The sequence below is a fragment of the Streptomyces ambofaciens ATCC 23877 genome (assembly GCF_001267885.1).
GTDB lineage: Bacteria > Actinomycetota > Actinomycetes > Streptomycetales > Streptomycetaceae > Streptomyces > Streptomyces ambofaciens.
In genome coordinates, this window is record NZ_CP012382.1 from 6966576 (window position 1) to 6985502 (window position 18927).

An 18927-nucleotide genomic window follows, 5' to 3' on the forward strand; every position below is an offset into this window, starting at 1 on the left:
AGGCCCTTCAGATGCGGCGGAAACGGACGTGAGTGATGAGTCCGGCGGCGAAGACGAGCAGGCAGAACCCGAACGTGGGGAGGTAGTCGGCGGGGTGGAGGGTGACGGCCCACGGCCAGGGCCGGTCGAAGTCCCGGTATCCGACGAACATCACGGCGAGCACCCAACCCACCGGCACGGCGGTGGCGGCCTGTTCGTTGCATACGCGGGCCACCAGCATGAGACCGGTGAGGAACAGGACGTTCCGGCCAGGTATGGACGCTTTCGACGATCCGGTGACGCCCCCGGTGAGGAGGCTGGCTGCGAGGGCCGCCACCGCGACGGCCGTGATCAGGGCGGCGTCCAGGCGCTGTACCTTGCGCTGGGCCACGGCTTCGATCTCGGTGACCGCCTGGGCGAGGCTGTGGGCGAGGGCGGAGGTGACGATCAACGGCACGAGCTGCATGAGGAAGACGCGGTTGCCCCGGGCGGTGAGCAGGCTCGGCAGCTGGACGTACTGGTCGTGTGCCACCACGACCAGCAGCGCGAACGCGGCCAGCGCCGGGCCGAGAGCGGCCTGGACCCGGCGGACCTTGAACCAGAGAGTCACGCGGTGGCCTCCCGCACGAGGCGGCAGGCCTTCTGCTGTTCCTCCTGGAACCACACGCTCTGCTGCTTCGGCGCGAGCCGGGCCGCGTTGCCGGCTCGCTCCTGGACTTTCGCCAGCACCTCGCGAGGGTTCTGGAAGGAGCCGCCGTACTCACCACGACGCCAGCCCAGATACGGTTCGACCGTATCGATGAGCGTGGCGGCCCACAGCATCGCGGCGTCGTGATTGACGATCCAGTCCACCGACTGACCGGGCTGGACGGTCGAGGGAAACGCACAGGGGAACCGCACCGCGGTGAGGAGGACCCCGTAGCGGACCCCGACCATGCCGGGACCGTTCCTCCCTGCCTGCTGCGACAGCGGCAGCCACCACGCCGACCGGGTCGAGGGCTCCTTGTGGCGGCCGGTGAGCAGGTTGTCGGAGACCGTCGCGGGCACCGTCACCTGCACCCCGGCCTGACGGAGCGTCGTGAGAGAGCGGACGATCTCGCCGCGTATGTGCTCCAAACGGTCCTCGGCGCCACCGGCTTCGGCGATGCACACCCGGGGCGCGGTGCCCGCGCACCGGGCGGAGGCGTGGCCGGCGCTCACCGGACCGTTCCCGTAAGGGGCTTGCCCAGTCGATCCGCGGCTGGCTCGACGCCAACCCCTCCCCCCAGCACGGCGCTCGCGGTACCGACCCCGAACGCAAGATCGTCGGCAACCAGAAGGGCGGCGTCGGCAAGACCGCCATCTCCGCCGGCATCGGTGAGGCCTACGCCGAAGCGGGCAAGCGCGTCCTCATCGTCGACTTCGACCCGCAGGGCCACCTCAGCGAACAGCTCGGGGTCCCCCAGATCGAACCCGACCACGACAGCCTGGTCTCGCACATGTGCGGCGACGGCAGCGGAGATCTGCGCGATCTCGTCGTGGTGATAGAGGACCCGCGGTTCGAGAAGCGCCTGCACGTACTGCCCGCCTGCTTCGACGGGTTCCTCCTCGACGCGAAGATCGCCGTCGTGGCGACGCAGAAGCGCGGCTTCCAGAAGGAGGCCGCGCTCGAGCTCGCCCTGCGCCCGCTAGAGGCGGACTACGACGTGATCATCGTCGACTGCCCGCCCAGCCTCTGCATCGCGATGGACGCCGCCCTCTACTACGGTCGCAGGCGCCGCGGGGAAGCCGCCGGCGGCTCCGGGGTCGTCATCCCCGTGCTCGCCGAGGACTCCTCGGCCACCGCCTACGGCATGCTCGCCCAGCAGATCGAGGACCTCTGCGAGGACCTCTCCCAGGAGATCGACTACCTCGGCCTGGTCGTCAACCTCTACGACTCCCGCCGCGGTTACGTCGCCACCTCCTCGCTCGAGAACTGGAAGTCGCTCGGCGACCCGAAGGTCCTCGCCATCATCGGCGACCTGAAGGAACAGCGGGAAGCGGTGCGCAAGCGGATGCCGCTGCTGAGTTACGCGCCTCACAGCGATCAGGCGGAGGCCATGCGACAGGTAGCGAGGGGAGCCACCCGGTGAGCAAGGCCGACACCCTGGGATCGGCACCCGCGTTCGGCGCAGCCCGCGGCGCCCGGTCCTCCCGACGCAACCTCATCGACAAGACCATCGCCGGAGAGGAGTCGACCACGGCGTCCATCACGGAGCTGCCGGTCACCCTCATCAGCGACAACCCCGGCAACCCCCGCAACCACCTGCGCAACCTCGACGAGACGGTCCAGAGCGTCCGCGAGGTCGGCCTCATCATCCCCATCGCCGTCGCCACGGTCGATGCCGACCTGCGCAGCCGTCCGGACCGCGCCGCCGACCTCGACGACGGGGCGCAGTACATCGTCGTCGACGGCCACCGGCGCCTGGAGTCCGCTCGCCGGGTCGGCCTGGCCACCATCCCCGTCCGCGTCGACAACGGGCGCGTCGCCACCGACGAGGCGCTCCTGGAGGCCGTTCGTCGCGAACTACCACCGCGACGACATGACCGACCTGGAGGAGGCGCACGCCCTCAAGACCCTGGTCGACTACTACGGTTCCCAGACCAGGGCGGCCAAACGGCTGGGCATCCCGCAGAACACGATCTCCAGCAAGCTGTCCCTGCTGAAGCTCACGCCCGAGCTCCAGAAGGACCTGGTGACCGGGGCGCGGAAGGTCGAACACGTACGCAACCTCGGCAAGCTGTCCCCCGAGGAGCAGAGGGCCAAGGCGGACGAACGCGCGGAGGCGGCCCGGATCAAGGCGGAGTCCCAGACGGCGCGAGAGGTCGTCGAGCGCTCAGCGGGTCCCGCCGATTATCACGGCGTGATAATCCCGGAGGCGCCCGCCGACGCGGCCATTTCACCTGTTACGGCTCCGCCGTCGGCGCCGGCCCCGACTCCCCCGCTACGGGTCGACGGCACCCGGACCGCGGCCGTCGCGCCCGGGCCGCCTCCCGAGTCCCTCCCAGAACCGCGTACCAGGGCCGCAGGCGGCGAATCCGCCACGGCGAACGCAGAGGCGGCGCAGGCGGCGAGCCAGCCCAAGCGACTCCCCTACGACGACGCCTTCTACTGCGTTCACCATCTGCACCAGAAGATGACGACCGAGACATTCGCCCAGGGCGCCCGGGTGTGGATGAACGTCCTGCGGGATCAGTACCCGGAGGAGTACAAGGCCCTGCTGGCCGAGCTGGAAGCCCGGTAGCGGATCAGCAGTCGCCCGCGGCCCTGTTCGCCCTACTCCGTGACGGCGAGCGGGGCCGTGTTCTTTTGCCTCGCAGTGACGGCGAGGTCGGTACCGGCACTACACCGAAGACCGGCGCCGGTGTCGGAGGCCGCAGTAGCATGTCGGGCCGGACCGTGTGACTCGGTCAACTCGCCTGTTTCGCAAGTGAACTGATGCACCAACAGAAGGGCAACCGCGTGTACCTGAATGTCCCTTTCGAGGACGGCGAGGCCTTCGTCGTCGAGCTGTCCGACGGGCAGGGCTCCGGGATCATCCGGGCCAGCCGCGGCGACGAGCTCTTCGAGACGTCCGCCGAGACGTTCGAGTCGGGCATGGCACGGGTGCAGCGGGTGGCCGCGACCATGCTGGAGCGGCTGGCGGATCTGCCTCGCAGCCCCGACCACGTGCGCGCGGAGTTCGGACTGCGGGTGACAGCTGAGGCCGGTCTCGTCGTGGCGAAAGGATCGGGGGAGGCCCACATCAAACTGGAACTGGAGTGGGGCCGGACCGAGGGCGGTGCGTGATACCGGCGGCCGTGCCGGGCATCGCGTGGGAGCGGGGGACGGCCCGTGTGCTGCACGAGGGCCGTCCGGTCGGGGTGGCGTTCCTGATCCCCGACCGGTTGCTGCTCACGTGCGCGCACGTCGTCGCCTCCACCGCGGGTCTTCCGGAGGATGAACCGCTGCCGGAACTCCTCCCGGTCACCCTCGACTTCCCGCTGCTGCCCGGTCGGCCCGAGGCAGCAGCCATCGTGCACTTCAGTGTGCCGGTGGCCGGCGACAGCAGCGGTGACGTCGCCGTCCTGCAGCTGACCGGTGAGCCCCCGCCGGGTGTCGTACCGCTGCGGATCGTGGAGGCGGACGATCTGGCCGGGCACCGCTGGCGGGCCTTCGGATTCCCGAAGTACCCGGAACGGGGCGGCAGCAAGGACGCCGGCATCTGGACCCGCGGCATGGTCGAGGGCCGCGAGGGCACTGGTTGGTGGCAACTGACCTGCGACGACGATGCACCGTTTCCTCTGGCGGGCGGATTCAGCGGAGCGCCGGTGTGGGACGAGGAGTGCGGCGGTGTCATCGGCGTCGTCGTCGCCGTCGAGGGGGACCAGCGGCGCCGGACCGGCTACGCGCTGACCGTGGAGTCCCTCACCCGAGAGTGGCCCCAGCTGCGTAGGAGGCTGCTGGCGGACAGCCCGTACCGGGAGCTGTTGCCGTTCACCGAGCATGACCGCGCCGTCTTCCACGGCCGCCGGAACGAGACACAGCGGCTGGTCGAACTCCTCGACCAACAGCAGATGCCCCTCTTGCCTGTGCTCGGGCCCTCCGGCGTCGGCAAGTCCTCACTGGTCGGTGCAGGCCTGCTCGGAAGCCTCGACCACGACCGCTACGTGATCGCCCGCATCCCGCTGGGGCTGCGCCTCACCGCCGAGGAACTGCTGGCCTGGGCCCTGGCCTCGGCGGGAGACACGGACACCATGAGGGCCGACTGGTACGACCTGTGGTCGGCCCTGACAAGGCAGCTCACCGACGAGCAGGGCATCCGTACCGCCGTGGAGCAGACGCTGGCCCGCCACGGTGGACGGTCCCGGCTCGTGCTGGTGGCCGACCAGTTCGAGACGCTGCTCGCCGACGCGCCGAGCAGCGCCCGCCGACTGGACACCATGCTCGGGGTGCTGACGGAACGCCGCACCGACGGAAGCCGCCCCGCCCAGGCCGTGGTCGTCATCCGGATCGACTTCCTTCGGCACATCGAGCAGCTCCCCCACCTTCGTACGGCGTGGGACGCCACGTCGATCGTGGTGCAGCCGATGATGCGGAACCAGCTGACCGAGGTGATCAGCGGTCCGCTGGCGGGCCGCGCGGGGATCAGGTTCGCCGAGGGCCTGGTCGAGCGGATGCTGCGGGACGCCCCACCCGGGCCCGCGGCACTGCCGATGCTGGAGTACGCCCTGAGTCGATTGTGGGAGCGGCAGGAACGCGGCTGGCTGACCACCACCGCCTACCAGGAGCTCGGCGGTGTGCAGGGCGCCCTGGCGGGCGACGCGGATCAGAGGCTCTGGGCCTGGGCGGACAGGACCGAGCGACAGGCGCTGGAACGGATCTTCATCCAGCTCGTACGCCCCGGAGAGGAGCTCGACGCCGGGGAACGCGGCCCGGACACCCGCCGGGTCGCCGCCCGCACCGAGTTCTCCGAGGGGGACTGGGCGTTGATCCACCGGCTGGCCAGCACGCGGCTGGTCGTGGTGACGCGCCGCCCGACGGGCCGGGACACGGCCGAGCTCGCCCATCAGGCACTGGTGGAGACATGGCCGCGGCTGCGACGCTGGCTCGAGGAGAACCGCGCGTTCCGCAGCTGGCAGGAGGAGCTGCGCCGCTCGCTGCGGCTCTGGCAGGAGCAGGGCCGCCCACGCGAACTGACCCTCGCCCGGGAGCAGGTCGCCCGGGCCCGGCAGTGGATTGATGAACGCGGCGACGAGGTCCCCGCCGAAGAAGCCGAGTTCGTGGCGGTCAGTGACCAGGTCCGGCAGCGCCGTGTCCGTCGGCGCCGTCTGGTCCTCGCGAGTTTCGCCGTGCTGACCGTGCTCGTTGTCGTCGCGGTGTCCCTGGCCACGCGCAGTGCCCGCGACAGCAGTGAGCAACGGGCGCTGGCCGCCAGCCGGAGCCTGATGGAACAGAGCAGGCAGTACGCCAATGCCGACCCGGCCCTGGCGGCCCGCCTCGCCCTGGCCGCTCAGCGAGTTTCCCCCACTCCGGAGACCCGAGCCCAGCTTCTGTCCACGGTCTCCGCGCCCCTGCGGACCACGCTCACGGGACATACGACGGGGGTGAGCTCGGTCGATTTCTCACCGGACGGCAAGACCCTCGTGACCGGTGGAAGCGGCACGGCACGGCTGTGGGACATGACAGGGCGCCGGCAGCCGACTTCGCTTGGCGGCCGCAGCGGTCAGATCGACACGGCACACTTCAGCCCTGATGGCCGTACCCTCCTCACTGGCCCGGAGGTACAGCTGTGGGACGTCCACACCCGAAAGCGGACAGGAGCCTTGGCCGGCGCCGATAGACCGGCGGTCTTCAGCCCCGACGGAGACATGATCGCCACCAGCGGCCGGCGGGGCGAGGTTCTGCTCTGGGACGCTCGTACACGTCAGAGGATCGACGTGCTCCAGGTCGTCGACAGCGATGACACCGCCTTGCCCTCCCGCCTCGCATTCAGCCCGGACGGCAGGACCCTTGCCGTCACCCTGTCCAACTTCGTCTCCAGCGAGCGAGAGAAGGCAGCGGTGCAGCTCTGGGACGTACGGGAGAGGCGCCGCACCGCCATGCTGAAGGGCCATACGGGACAGGTGGCCTCGCTGGCGTTCAGCCCGGACGGCGCCACCCTGGCCACGGGGGCGAGCGACGCCACGATACGCCTGTGGGACGTGCGGCGGCACCGTTTTCTGGCCGCTCTGACCGGACACAGCACCACCGTGTTCGCCCTGGCCTTCAGCCCGGACGGCCGGACCCTGGCGAGCGGAGGCCAGGACCGCTCCGCACGGCTGTGGGACGTGAGGGAGCGCACGGCCCTGGTCGTGCTGAACGGTCACACGGGATACGTGAACGCGCTCGCCTTCAGCCCTGACGGTTCTACGCTGGCCAGCGGGTCCGCGGACGCCAGGGTCCGGCTGTGGGACATGCGGGTCGGACGGCCGCGCGCCACCATCACCGGCTCGAACGGCTCGGTGTCCCAGACCGTGGTCTCGAGACCTCAAGCCGTGTACAGCCCGGACGGGAAGGTGCTGGCGGTCGGCGACAACAGCGGGACCGTGCGACTGTACGACGCCCGTACGCGGCGCACGCTGGGCCGACTGACCGGGCACCGCAGCAAGGTGTCCTCGCTACGGTTCAGCCCGGACAGCAGGTTCGTCGCTGCGAGCAGCCATGACAGCTCGTTGGTGATGCTGTGGGACGCGCGCACTCACCGTCGCCTCGCCACCCTCGACGGCCATGAGAGGCCTGTGCAGTCCGTCGCCTTCAGCCCGGATGCCCGGACCCTTGCGACCAGCAGTTTCATCGACGGAACGACCCGTCTGTGGAGCGTGCCGACGCACCGGCAGCTGGCGTCCATCGACGCCGGGGCCGGCTGGGCACGGTTCAGCCCGGACGGCAGAACCCTCGTGACCAGCGGCTTCCAGTCTTCGTCCATGCAACTGGTCGACGTTCGTACCCACCGTCGCCTCGGTACCCTCGACGCGATCGACAAGAGCATCCACTCCGTCACCTTCAGCCCGGACGGCAACACCCTGGCCCTGGCGAGCGGGAACGGACGGTTGAGGCTGTGGGACCTGGGTCGCCGCAGCCTCACTGCGACACTCGTGGGGCACACCGACAAGGTGCAATCGGTTTCCTTCACCCCGGACGGGACGACCCTCGTCAGCAGTGACGATGCCGGCGCGGTCATGGTGTGGGACGTGCGCACCCACCGTCGCCTCACCACCCTCACGGGCCACACTGGCGTCGTCTGGTCGGCCGTCGTCAGCCCGGACGGAAAGACTCTGGCAACGGCCGGCGACGACCGGGTCATACGCCTCTGGGACATCGAGACCCACCGGTACTCGGCCATGTATGCCGGCCACACCGGTGTCGTGAACTCCGCCTTCTTCTCCCCGGACGGGAACACCCTCGTCACCAGCAGTTCCGATCTGACCGTACGGTTGTGGGACACCCGAGCCTTCAGTGACCGCGCCTCACTCATGGATCGGGCCTGCACCCTCGCGGGCGGGTCCATGACCGAACAGGAATGGCACCAGTACGTCCCTGAAGGAGTTGCGTACCGCCGGACATGCCCATGACGGTGACGGCTCGGTACCAGGGCAACCGCGCCTTCGCGACGGGCCTGTCGGTCATGACACACCGTGCCAGGTGTCCTGGCCGAAGGAGCCCTTGATGTCGGAGGCGATCGTGGCCGCGTTCACCATCGACCCGAGCAGGTAGACCGTGGTCTTCCGCGGGCCGCGTACGAGGAGGTGGACGGGGCTCTCGCCGGGGTGGGAGCCCATGATCCACTTGAGTTCGCCGACCATCCGCTCGTTGACGCGGTGGTAGGGGAACTCCAGCTGAACCGGTGCTGCTCCGCTGCGTTCGGCGGCTGTCACGTCGAGGACCTGGAGCTCCTGCCCGAAGATGCTGATGGCGCCGTCCCGGTCGTTGATGCGCCCTTGGACGGAGATCACGCTGTCCTCCACCAGGGCGCCCAGGACCAGCTGGTAGACGGCAGGGAAGAAGAGGATCTCGATCGTGCCGTCACGGTCGGCGAGGTTCACGATCGCCCAGGCGTTGCCCTGCTTGGTCACCTTGTTCTGGACGCTGGTGATGAGCCCGGCAAGCCGCACCGTCCCCTCGGTCCGGCCGGAGGCCAGCAGGTCGGGGATGGTGGTGTCCCGGTGGGCGGCGAGGATGTGCTCGGTGCCGTCCAGGGGGTGGGCGGACACGTACATGCCGAGCATCTCGCGCTCGGTGGAGAGGAGTTGCTTGCGCGGCCATTCGCTGTCGTCGATCCTCACGTCGAGGCCGAAGCCGGACTCGCCGTCGTCGCTGCCGCCGCCCAGCCCGGCGAAGAGGTCGTCCTGGCCCTAGGCCGCGGCCTTCTTCAGCGGTACGACCGCGTCGATGGCCGTCTCGTGCACGGCGCACAGGCCCCTGCGGGTGTGGCCGAGCGAGTCGAAGGCGCCGGCCTTGATGAGCGATTCGACGGCCCGCTTGTTGAGCGCCGGCTGGTCGGCCTTGTCGAGGAAGTCGGCGAAGCCGGTGAACTTCCCTTTCGCCTTCCGGGCCGTGATGACCGTGTCGATGACGTTGTCGCCGACGTTGCGGACGGAGCGAAGGCCGAAGCGCACGTCGTCGCCGACGGCGGTGAACTCGGCGACGGACTCGTTGACGTCCGGAGGCAGGACGGTCACGCCGAGCTTGCGGGCGTCGGCGAGGTAGATGCCGGCCTTGTCCTTGTCGTCGCCGACGGACGTCAGCAGTGCCGCCATGTACTCGGCCGGGTAGTTGGCCTTGAGGTACGCCGTCCAGTAGGAGACGAGGCCGTAGCCCGCGGTGTGGGACTTGTTGAAGGCGTAGCCGGAGAAGGGGAGCATCACGTCCCAGATGGCCTTGATGGCCTCCTCCGAGTAGTCGTTGGCCTTCATCCCGTCGTGGAACTTCTGCCACTCGGCGGCCAGGACCTCGGGCTTCTTCTTGCCCATCGCGCGGCGCAGCATGTCGGCACCGCCGAGCGTGTAGCCGGCCAGGGACCGGGCGATGGCCATGATCTGCTCCTGGAAGATGAGCAGGTGGTGGGTCGAACCCAGGATCGGGTCGAGGACCTCCTTGAGTTCCGGGTGGATCGGTTCGGGCTCCTGCTTGCCGTTCTGCCGCAGGGCGTAGTTCGTGTGCGCGTTGGCGGCCATGGGGCCGGGCCGGTACAGGGCGAGGGCGGCCGCGATGTCCTCGAAGCGGGTCGGTTCCATCAGCTTGAGCAGCGCGCGCATGCCGCCGCCGTCGAGCTGGAACACGCCGAAGGTGTCGCCGCGGCCGAGGAGCTCGTAGGTCTTCCTGTCGTCGAGCGGGATGACGACGGTGCCGGTGCCGCCGTGCATCGGGTCGACGGTGGCGAGCTTGACGCCGCGGTTCTCGCGGATGTTCTCGATGGCGTGGTCGATGACGCCCAGGTTCCGCAGGCCCAGGAAGTCCATCTTGACCAGCCCCATGTTCTCGCAGCTGGGGTAGTCGAAGCCGGTGATCTTCACGCCGTCGGAGGCGCGCATGTGCAGCGGGATGCGGTCGGTGAGCCGGGTCTTGGACAGGATGACGGCTGCCGCGTGCACTCTGGTGCCGCGGGTCAGGCCCTCGACGCCCTTGGCGGTGTCGATGACCTTCTTGACGTCCGGCTCGTTCTCGTACATCGTCCGGATCTCGCCGGCCTCGCCGTAGCGCGGGTGGGCGGGGTCGAAGATCCCGTCGAGCGGGATCGACTTGCCCATGATGTCCGGCGGAAGCGCCTTGGTGATGCGTTCCCTGTGGCTGAAGGGGTAGCCGAGGATCCGCGAGGAGTCCTTGATCGCGTTCTTGGCCTTGATCTTGCCGAACGTGTTCACCATGGCGGTGTACTCGTCGCCGTACTTCTCGGTGACGTAGCGGACCATCTTGTCGCGCTGACGGTCGTCGAAGTCGAGGTCGACGTCGGGCGGGTTGATCCGCTCGGGGTTGAGGAACCGTTCGAAGAGCAGGCCGTGCTCCAGGGGACACAGCTCGGTGATGCGGGTCGCGTAGGCGACGATGGAGCCGGTGGCCGACCCGCGGCCGGGGCCGACGGGCACGCCGTTGTCCCGGGCGTACCTGCAGATGTCGGCGACCACGAGGAAGCAGGAACTGAAGCCCATGGGGCCGATGACCGACATCTCGGTCTCGAAGCGCTCCATGACCTCGGCCGGGACCGGATCGCCGTAGCGCATGGCGAGGCCGCCCAGGACCTCCTTGCGCAGCCAGGACTCCTGGGTCTCCCCGTCGGGCACGTCGGGGAACCGCGGCATCTCGTCGACGTTGTCGAAAACCTCGTCGTACGACCCGACCCGCTCGGCGATCAGGAGCGTGTTGTCGCAGGCCGCGGGCAGCTCCGCGAACAGGGCCCGCATCTCGGCGGCGGACTTCAGGTAGTAGCCACTGCCGCTGAACCGGAACCGCTTCTCGTCGGCCTTGTTCTTACCCACGCCGATGCACAGCAGGTTGTCGTGCGCGTCGGCCTGGCTCTCGTGGACGTAGTGCGCGTCGTTGGTGGCCAGGAGCGGGATGTCCAGCTCCTTGGCCAGGCGGAGCAGGCCCTCCCGCACATCCCGCTCGATGGACAGGCCATGGTCCATCAGCTCCAGGAAGTAGTTCTCCTTGCCGAAGACGTCCTGGTATGCGGAGGCGACCTGCCTGGCCTCGTCGTACTGGTTCAGGCGCAGCCGCGTCTGGACGGCGCCGGACGGGCATCCGGTCGTCGCGATGACGCCCTCGGCATGCTCGGCGATCAGTTCCATGTCCATGCGGGGCTTGCCCGCCGGGAACTGCCCCGAGTACGACGCCTCGGTGGACAGGTGGAAGAGGTTTCGCAGGCCCTGTGCCCCCGTCGCCCACATGGTCATGTGAGTGAAGCGGCCACCACCGCTGACGTCCGTCGAACCCTCGCCGTCGTCCGACATGGCGCGCTGGCCGCCGGGCCCCCAGAACTCCTGCCGCCGGTTCCGGCGCGAGGAGGGGGCCACGTACGCCTCGATCCCGATGATCGGCTTGACCGAGCCGAAGCCCTTCGCCACCTGCTGGAACTCGTAGGCCCCGAACATGTTGCCGTGGTCGCTCATGGCCACCGCCGGCATGCCCTGGCGGTCCACTTCGGTGAACATCGGCTTCAGCTTCTGAGCGCCGTCGAGCATCGAGTATTCGGTGTGATTGTGCAGGTGAACAAAGCTGTCGGCCACCAGGCGCGCACCTCCGAGGGCAGTCTCGTGAAGCCGCACCTTATCCCCGGGTCCAAGATCGATCCGGGCTCTCCGGCGCCTGTCCGGGCGCGTCAACTGGGTTCGGTGCGGGTGACCTTGGCCTATCGCGTGGCGAGCGGAATTCAGCTCGGCGTGTCGGGTGGGGCCTTGTCGGTGAGGGTCTTGAGGAGGCGTGATTGGTGATCGGTCATGGGCCGCCGAGGTGCGTGGGATCGGGATAGGCACCCGCGCAGCGGTAGGGCTGGGGGAGGCCTCGGCCGTGGGGCCGCGGGGCAGGCCGGTGGGGCCGCGGGGCAGGCCGGCCGGTGGGTGCGCCCGCAGGGCGTCGGCCCCGGCGGTCCGCCCGGCGCGCAGCGCAGGACCGCAGCGAGGGGGAGCGTAGCGGACCCGCGCGTCGCGCCCGGGGGGCCCGCAGGGCGCTCCCAGCCAGACGGCCCCCCGACCCACCGCGTAGCGCTCGGGGCCACCGCGTAGCTCCCCGGGCCACCACCACGCCGGAAAAGCGTCTCCTGGCCGAGGGGGGCGCCTTGAAGCTGCAGCCACTGCACGAGTAGGGCAAGGGTCGCGCAAGTACCTACCGGTTCGAATGCCGAGCGAACGGGTCCCCCTCTCGCGCCAGTGGTTCAGTGGGGCGAGCTACTCACCTTCTCCTATGAAAATGCGATATGAGCAAGCCGCAGGTACCGACGCAAGCAAGTCCCAAGGCGCTCCACCAGACGGGCATGACGTCGAGAGCGTTGGGCGAGGAGATGATCAAGCACGGCACCGCAACTATGAGGCACCCTAGAAAGACACCCCTAAGGCCTTCCGGCAATGTGGTCACCTTCCTGCGAGGACGGCCTGGTCTCCTCTGCCAGGAGACCAGGCTGGATATCGGTAGCTAGCCGCGCCACCCAAGTTACCCATAGGTCAAACCTTCCATTTTGCGAAACTCGACATACTCAGCCCCGTCAGCCGCCATCTGGCTTTCTGCGCCCCACCTTTTCTCGCCTGACTCGAGCAACCGTCTTTATGGCGCGCCAGCAGAAGATGATGACGAGCCACATGAGAGCCCCACCGAGTCCGTTCGAGGCGGACTGCCCCGCACTTGCGTCTGTGAACACCAACGCACCAAGGAAGATAATGACCCCCCAAGCGGCAGAAACGCCGATGATGGCGGGAAGTTCACGGCTCAAACTCTTCACTTATCCTCCTCTGGGCGAGTCCTCGTATTGGATTCTTTCTGGGGCTGCATACGGCGAAGCGCAGCCAGGGTGGGAGCAGTCCCAGCCCTGGCTGCAACCGATCCTTCGAATTGTTCTGCCAGAGGTGGGAGTCGGAATTTCCGGGCAGCCCAATTGCTTTGGCAGGAAAGAGCCTGTCCCGCATCACGATTGAGATTTTGCCACGCTACCGGGTCGTCATCTCGAACCGAGTTGTTCACGTAGCATGCCAACCCGATGACATCTGCGGGCTTCGAATACTTTCCGAAGACGCTCCCAACTTTTTTCGTGCCGTTCTTGAGCCAGTCAGGGATGTCAGGTGTGGGGAAAAGTCCCGTCGGGTCCACCAGGTTTACAGGGTCGCCGACGGCGTACAGGTAGGGGTTGGTTTCCTGGCCGGAGGGGTCGGGTTGGGTGAAGCGGCCGAGGGTGGGGTCGTAGTAGCGGTGCCCCATCTTGTACAGGCCGGTCGGGTCGGCGTAGGTGCCCGCGCAGCGGTAGGGCTGGGGGACGGCCTCGGTGGTGGCTCTGCCGAGAAAAGACGCGACACACGCAAGGGCCTCGAAACGGTTCCGAGGCCCTTGCATCGCGGCTTCACCGAATCAGCGCCAACATATCGCGCTGAGTGACACGCGATAAGGACTGGGGCGCCCTGTGCTGGTCTCTTTCAGTCACCGCCTGCGATTCTTGGCCACGACGATCAGCACGATTCCGATGAGAAAGGCGATGCCCAGGATGACACTGATGACCGTGCTACCGCCGCTTGCGCCGCCCGCTGCGAAGATCATGCTGCATACTCCCTAGCTAGTGATCAACTTGTTGGCTCCGTAGCCGAGAGCCGCATACCCAGCGTCGACTCCGGTGGCAGCCCTGCCGGCAGCTCCGCTTCCCTTCGCCAACGCTGACGCGCCACCCCCGACACCAAGAGTGAATGCACTGACCACAGCCACTCCCGCGATCTCGGATCCGGAGGCACCGCTGACAGCAGCACCTGCGATGTCTGCACCAGCCGCTGCTACGCCAAGGCCGATACCCAAAGGCCCCGAAGCCACGAGCGCACCCAGCGTCAAGCCGATGCCGACGCCTTCGAGTACTCCGCCGAGAGACAACAACCCACTCGGATCGCTGTTGTTGATGGGGTCACCGGCCGCATAGAGGTACGCGTTCTTCTCCTGGCCGGAGGGGTCGGGTTGGGTGAAGCGGCCGAGGGTGGGGTCGTAGTAGCGGTGGCCCATCTTGTACAGGCCGGTCGGGTCGGCGTAGGCGCCCGCGTAGCGGTACGGCTGGGGGACGGCCTCGGTGGTGGTGCCGCGAGGCAGGCCCGTGGGTCCGTATGCGTAGGTGTGGGTGCGCTTGCCCGCGTCGTCGGCGAGACCGAGGACGTTGCCGGTGGCGTCGGTGAGGTAGTAGTAGGACTTCCCCCCAGTCGTCATGGAGTTCAACGTGCCCGCCGGTTCGCGGATGAATCCGGTGTCCACACCGCTGGTGGTCGTGGAGGCGAGGCCGAGGGCCGTGTGGTGGAACCACGTGTCGCCTAGCTTGGTGCGCTCCGCGTTGGTGGTGCCGGCGTGGACCAGGTCGTAGGTCTTGCCGCCGGTGGTGATGCCGGCCAGCTGGCTGTAGTCGGTCCACGACTCGCCGGTACGCGGGGTGGTGTCGGCTGCGGCGGTTTCGTTGCCGAGCTTGTCGTAGGACCAGCCGGTCGCGGTCCCGTTCTTGCCGGTCAGCTGTGAGGCGTCGTTGTAGGTGTACGTGGTGGCGCCGGGGCAGGTGTTCTTGCTGCCGTCCCGGCTGGTGAGGTTTCCGGCCTTGTCGAAGCAGTACAGCCACGACGCCTTCCGCGCACCGGCGGAGTCGGCTTCCAGGGCGTAGGTGAGGCGGTCCTGGGAGTCGTAGGTGTAGGTGGTCTTGTACTGGGTGAGGTTGTCGGTGCGGGTGCGGATCTTGGTGGTGTCCTTGCCCGCGCTCGTGTAGCTGTAGGTGAGGTCGATGAAGGTTTGAGTACCGGAGGTGGTCTTGATCTTCTCCGGGCGGCCGTTCTTGTCGATGGTGACCGCCTGGGTGGTGCCGCCGGGGTAGACGGTCTTGGTGCGCTTGTCGTTGTTGTTGTACTCGAAGTCGGTCTTCTTGCCGTCCGGCGCCGTCAGGTGATCGAGGCGGCCGGCCGCGTCCCAGGTGTAGTCCGTCGTCCCGGTCGGGTCGGTGTAGAAGTCGACATCGCCGCCGGGGGTGTAGGCGAGGGCAGTCTGGGCGCCGTTTTGCAGGGTGCGGCGCTTCTCGCGGTTGAGCTTGTCGTACTCCCAGGTGGTGGTGCCGGAGGCGTCGGTGCGGGTCTTGACGTTGCCGTCACCGTCGTAGGTGTAGGTGACGGTGGAGTTGGCGGAGGAGACCTCGCGCACGCGGTCGCGGTTGTCGTAGGTGTAGACGGTTTTGATGCCGCGGCCGTCGGTGACGGTCTCGACCCTGCCCAGTGCGTCGTAGGTGTTGGTCGTCTCGCCCAGCGGGGCTGGCGGCTTCACCTTCCACAGGTTGCCGTGGTCGTCGTAGGTGAAGGAGGTGACCTTGCCGCCCGCGTCCTTGGCGGTGCAGCGCTGGCCCTCGAAGCCGCCGCACTTGGGGGTGGCTTCGTTGTAGGTGTACTCGCGGGTGCCGCCGGCGGTGCCCGACGTCGTCACCGACATCGTGTTGCCGTTGGCGTCGTACTTGAAGGAGTCCTTGCGGCCGTCCGCGGTGGTGAAGTCGTTGGGCAGGTCGGTGCCGGCGACCGTCTGGTACGCCGTCACGGACGCCGTCGCCCCGAGCGGGAGCTTCTGGGAGACGGCGTTGTTGCGGCCGTCCCAGCCGTAGGTGGTGGTGTTGCCGCCGGTGCCGTCCGTGCCGGTGCCCATCGCGTCGATCGCGGTCTGGGTGAGGTGGTTCTTGTAGGTGGAGTGGCGTGAGTGGTCGAGGGGGTCGGTGACCTTGGTGACCTCGCCGTCGGCGTTGTGCGTGTAGATCGTCTCGTCGCCGTCCGGGTCCGTCACGGTCGTGGTGCCGGCGTCGGAGGGGGTGGCCGCGCTGTAGTCGTAGCGCCAGGTCGGGCCCGTGTGACCGGTCGACGAGGACTCGGTGGCGCGTTGCATGGAGGTGACGCGGTTGTGGCTGTCGTAGGTGAACAGGGTGACGGTGCCTTCGGGGGTGGTCACCTTCGTCACGCGGCGGGAGGAGTCGTAGTCGTAGGTGGTGGCTTTGCCGGCGGTGTCGGTGACCTTGGCGAGGTTGCCCGCGCTGTCGAGGTCGAGGACGGCGGTGCGGCCGGTGTGGTCCTTGGCCTGCCACTGGTTCGGGTAGGTCTTGACGAGGTCGATCCAGCGACCCGAGCGGGTCTCGGTGAGCTTGAAGCCCTTGTGCTCGGCGCCTTCGTCGTGCTGGTCGACGGTGATCGTGCCCTTGTTCTTGTCCGTGACCTTCGTCAGGGTGCCGTGTTCGTTGTAGGTGTCTTTGGTGCCGGACTTGCGGTCGGTGAGGGTGTAGGTGCCGTCCGCGTTCTTCTTCAGGTCCTTGGAGTAGCCGGCTGGGGTGGTGTAGCCGCCGTCCGTCTTGGCGGTGAAGCGCAGCAGGGCGCCGGTGGCGTCGAAGGCGTCGACCTCGCCGTCGTTGATCTGCAGGTAGCGCTCGTATGCCTGCCACCAGCGCTGCGACACCTTCCCCCACGGGGCTTCGAGGGAGTTGTAGGTGCGGGTGAGCTGGAGTTTCTGGCCGACGCCGGCGATGTCGAAGTCGGTGGCGGCGAGCATCAGGTTGCCGTTGGAGATGTTCATGCGAGCGACGAGCGCGTCGTTGAGGCGGGTGTCGAGGATCTGGTGCCAGGGCACCTCGCCCTGGCCTTCGGGCAGGTAGTCGGACGCCGCGGCAGCGGTAGCCGCCGAGCGGGACGCCGAGTCCTTGGCCGGTTCCTCGCCGGTGGCACGGGCCTTCTGCGCTGCCCTCCAGGCTGCGACATCGGCCGGCGGTTTGGCTTCGGCCTCCGATTCCGGCGCCGTGATCGAGCCGGCCGGTGTCGCGGGCGCTTCCACCTTGGTCGGCTTCGTCCACGGGCTTTCCGGCTGCGGTAGCTCGGGCTTCGGTGTCGCCGCCAGGCCGGGAGCCGCGGCGATCACCACGGCGGCCGTGGTGATCGCCGAGACGAGAGCGGTTCTGTGTGTTCTCCGGGCACGCCGAAACGGCGTGCTTCCAGCACGCGAGATCATCAGCTTCCCCCCACAGGAAGTCAGACGTTCAGTCGGTCACCGGCGACGCACAAGTTGTCACAAGAAGCACACAAAATGGCGCGGCGTCCCCCTAAACGTCCCGGGCATGCGGGCCGGAATGAGCCCCGCCGCTTCGTCAGGCGTCGTCATGACATATACGCCCGAATCGACGTGCGACCTGGGCGGAATTGATGGTTCTGTCACCGCTCGCCGCGAGCACCTTGTCCGAAAACCTGTGAGCTGGGCGTTCTCCGTGAAAGGCGAGGTCAGCAGCCGCTTCTTTTCGGCCAGGTTCACACCTGCTTCCTGTGTTGCCGGGCGTCGCCCGTCGATCATCGTCGCCGGTCATGGACGGAAAGCGCTGTCTGGGCAAGTTGTCTCAGACCAGGCGGCAGACGCGAGACGTCCCCGCATGCACGACTTCACGGAATGCACACTTCTCCCGTCCCGTATGCGTGGTCCCCCAGCCCGCGGCAACCACCCCTGCTGTGAAGGACGTTCTCGATGAACGCACTGGGCAGACGCATGCCCTGCTCCAACCCCACCCGCCGGCGCTCCTCTGCCGCACGCCGGACGACCACCCATGCCGTGCAGCGGGCCGGACGCCTGCTGTGCTGGAGCCTCGCCGCCAGCATGGCCACCGCCGCCACCGACCTGCTCCTGACACCGCAAGGGCCGTGGTGGGGCGCCCTGTGGCCCCTGCCCTGGTACCTCACCGGCCTGTCCATCCCGGCCTGGGCCATCCTGCGCATCCGCGAGAAGGCCACACAGCACCCGACCGACGAGGACACCCTCCCGGACAGCTGGGACCAGGCCGCGTAGAGCGCGCTGCGTTCAGGTGCTCGCAGCAAGCCGTATCCCGCGCAAAAGCGGACCTGGCCGCTGCTGAAGCCTCGCGCGGACCCGAGCAGGCCGGCGTTCGGCACCCTGTGCGCATACCGAGCTCGCGCTGTGCGGCTCGACGGGGTGGCTCACCAGCTGTTCGAGGCTCGCTTCAGCGCCTTCTGGCCGGGGGAGCCCTCAGGGGTGCGGGGAGCAGTGCTTCGCGTTCCGCGGGTCCGTGCCGCTGGCGGGATCATCCCCGCGGGTGCGGGGAGCAGGGGCGAGAACAGGAACGTTGCTCGTGCCCAGAGGGACCATCCCCGCGGGTGCGGGGAGCAGGTGACCGGGTCGACGTCCACGCACCGGACCTTGGGACCATCCCCGCGGGTGCGGGGAGCAGGACTGCCGCGCAAACGGCAGCCCGGCCTGCCCCGGGACCATCCCCGCGGGTGCGGGGAGCAGACCTGGTCCTGGGCGGCGTTGAACGCGGCCCGGGGACCATCCCCGCGGGTGCGGGGAGCAGCCCTGCCCTGATCCGGCGCGGGCGAGGGCCCGGGGACCATCCCCGCGGGTGCGGGGAGCAGAGCGCGTGCAAGGCACCACCACGGCGCTGTGGGGGACCATCCCCGCGGGTGCGGGGAGCAGATGGACCTCACGCTGCTGGACGCCAACGGCGCGGGACCATCCCCGCGGGTGCGGGGAGCAGATGGACCTCACGCTGCTGGACGCCAACGGCGCGGGACCATCCCCGCGGGTGCGGGGAGCAGGCCTACGAGATCGGCGCCCGCGTGGAGGCGTGGGGACCATCCCCGCGGGTGCGGGGAGCAGGTCTCGCCGGGGAAGAGGTCGAGCTGTGTCTCGGGACCATCCCCGCGGGTGCGGGGAGCAGGTCCACCCACAACCGCGGTCAG

6 protein-coding genes, 4 pseudogenes and 1 CRISPR repeat array (1 of these 11 cut by a window edge) are annotated in these 18927 nt (G+C 68.5%); of the genes and pseudogenes, 5 read left to right on the forward strand and 5 right to left on the reverse strand.

The window, feature by feature from the left end:
- Positions 1-7 precede the first annotated feature (7 nt).
- Both SAM23877_RS30685 and SAM23877_RS30690 read right to left on the reverse strand, forming a co-directional pair.
- Entirely contained in the window at positions 8-589 is a 582-nt protein-coding gene (locus tag SAM23877_RS30685) for a hypothetical protein (RefSeq protein ID WP_053140071.1), read from the reverse strand.
- A complete protein-coding gene (locus SAM23877_RS30690; protein ID WP_053140073.1) occupies positions 586-1179 on the reverse strand; it encodes a hypothetical protein in 594 nt (197 codons plus the stop codon). The genes SAM23877_RS30685 and SAM23877_RS30690 overlap by 4 nt, the downstream gene beginning before the upstream one ends.
- Positions 1180-1193: 14 nt before the next feature.
- Here SAM23877_RS30690 and SAM23877_RS30695 point away from each other — a divergent pair.
- The 4 genes and pseudogenes from SAM23877_RS30695 to SAM23877_RS30710 all read left to right on the forward strand — a co-directional run.
- A pseudogene (locus tag SAM23877_RS30695) lies at positions 1194-2090 on the forward strand (ParA family protein); the annotation flags it as partial.
- Positions 2087-3242: pseudogene (locus tag SAM23877_RS30700) on the forward strand (ParB/RepB/Spo0J family partition protein). The pseudogenes SAM23877_RS30695 and SAM23877_RS30700, both read left to right, overlap by 4 nt.
- A gap of 194 nt (positions 3243-3436) precedes the next feature.
- Entirely contained in the window at positions 3437-3787 is a 351-nt protein-coding gene (locus SAM23877_RS30705) for a CU044_2847 family protein (RefSeq protein ID WP_244903028.1), read from the forward strand.
- A gap of 11 nt (positions 3788-3798) precedes the next feature.
- A complete protein-coding gene (locus SAM23877_RS30710; RefSeq protein ID WP_159042023.1) occupies positions 3799-8091 on the forward strand; it encodes an nSTAND1 domain-containing NTPase in 4293 nt (1430 codons plus the stop codon).
- Positions 8092-8142: 51 nt separating this feature from the next.
- Here the strand turns inward: SAM23877_RS30710 and dnaE are convergent.
- From dnaE to SAM23877_RS30720, 3 genes and pseudogenes are all read right to left on the reverse strand, one after another.
- Positions 8143-11742 (reverse strand): annotated as a pseudogene (gene dnaE / locus SAM23877_RS30715) (DNA polymerase III subunit alpha).
- Between the two features lie 1534 nt (positions 11743-13276).
- Positions 13277-13486 (reverse strand): annotated as a pseudogene (locus SAM23877_RS42165) (RHS repeat-associated core domain-containing protein); the annotation flags it as partial.
- Between the two features lie 279 nt (positions 13487-13765).
- Positions 13766-17107: an RHS repeat-associated core domain-containing protein gene (locus tag SAM23877_RS30720; protein ID WP_244903029.1), complete on the reverse strand. Its 3342-nt coding sequence runs from the start codon at positions 17105-17107 to the stop codon at positions 13766-13768.
- A gap of 591 nt (positions 17108-17698) precedes the next feature.
- Between SAM23877_RS30720 and SAM23877_RS40090 the strand changes: the two genes are divergently transcribed.
- Complete coding sequence (locus SAM23877_RS40090) at positions 17699-18016, forward strand: hypothetical protein (protein ID WP_053140077.1); 318 nt, start codon at positions 17699-17701, stop codon at positions 18014-18016.
- Positions 18017-18265: 249 nt separating this feature from the next.
- Positions 18266-18927: direct repeats of the CRISPR family, unit length 29 nt; unit sequence GGGACCATCCCCGCGGGTGCGGGGAGCAG (it continues 100 nt past the right edge of the window).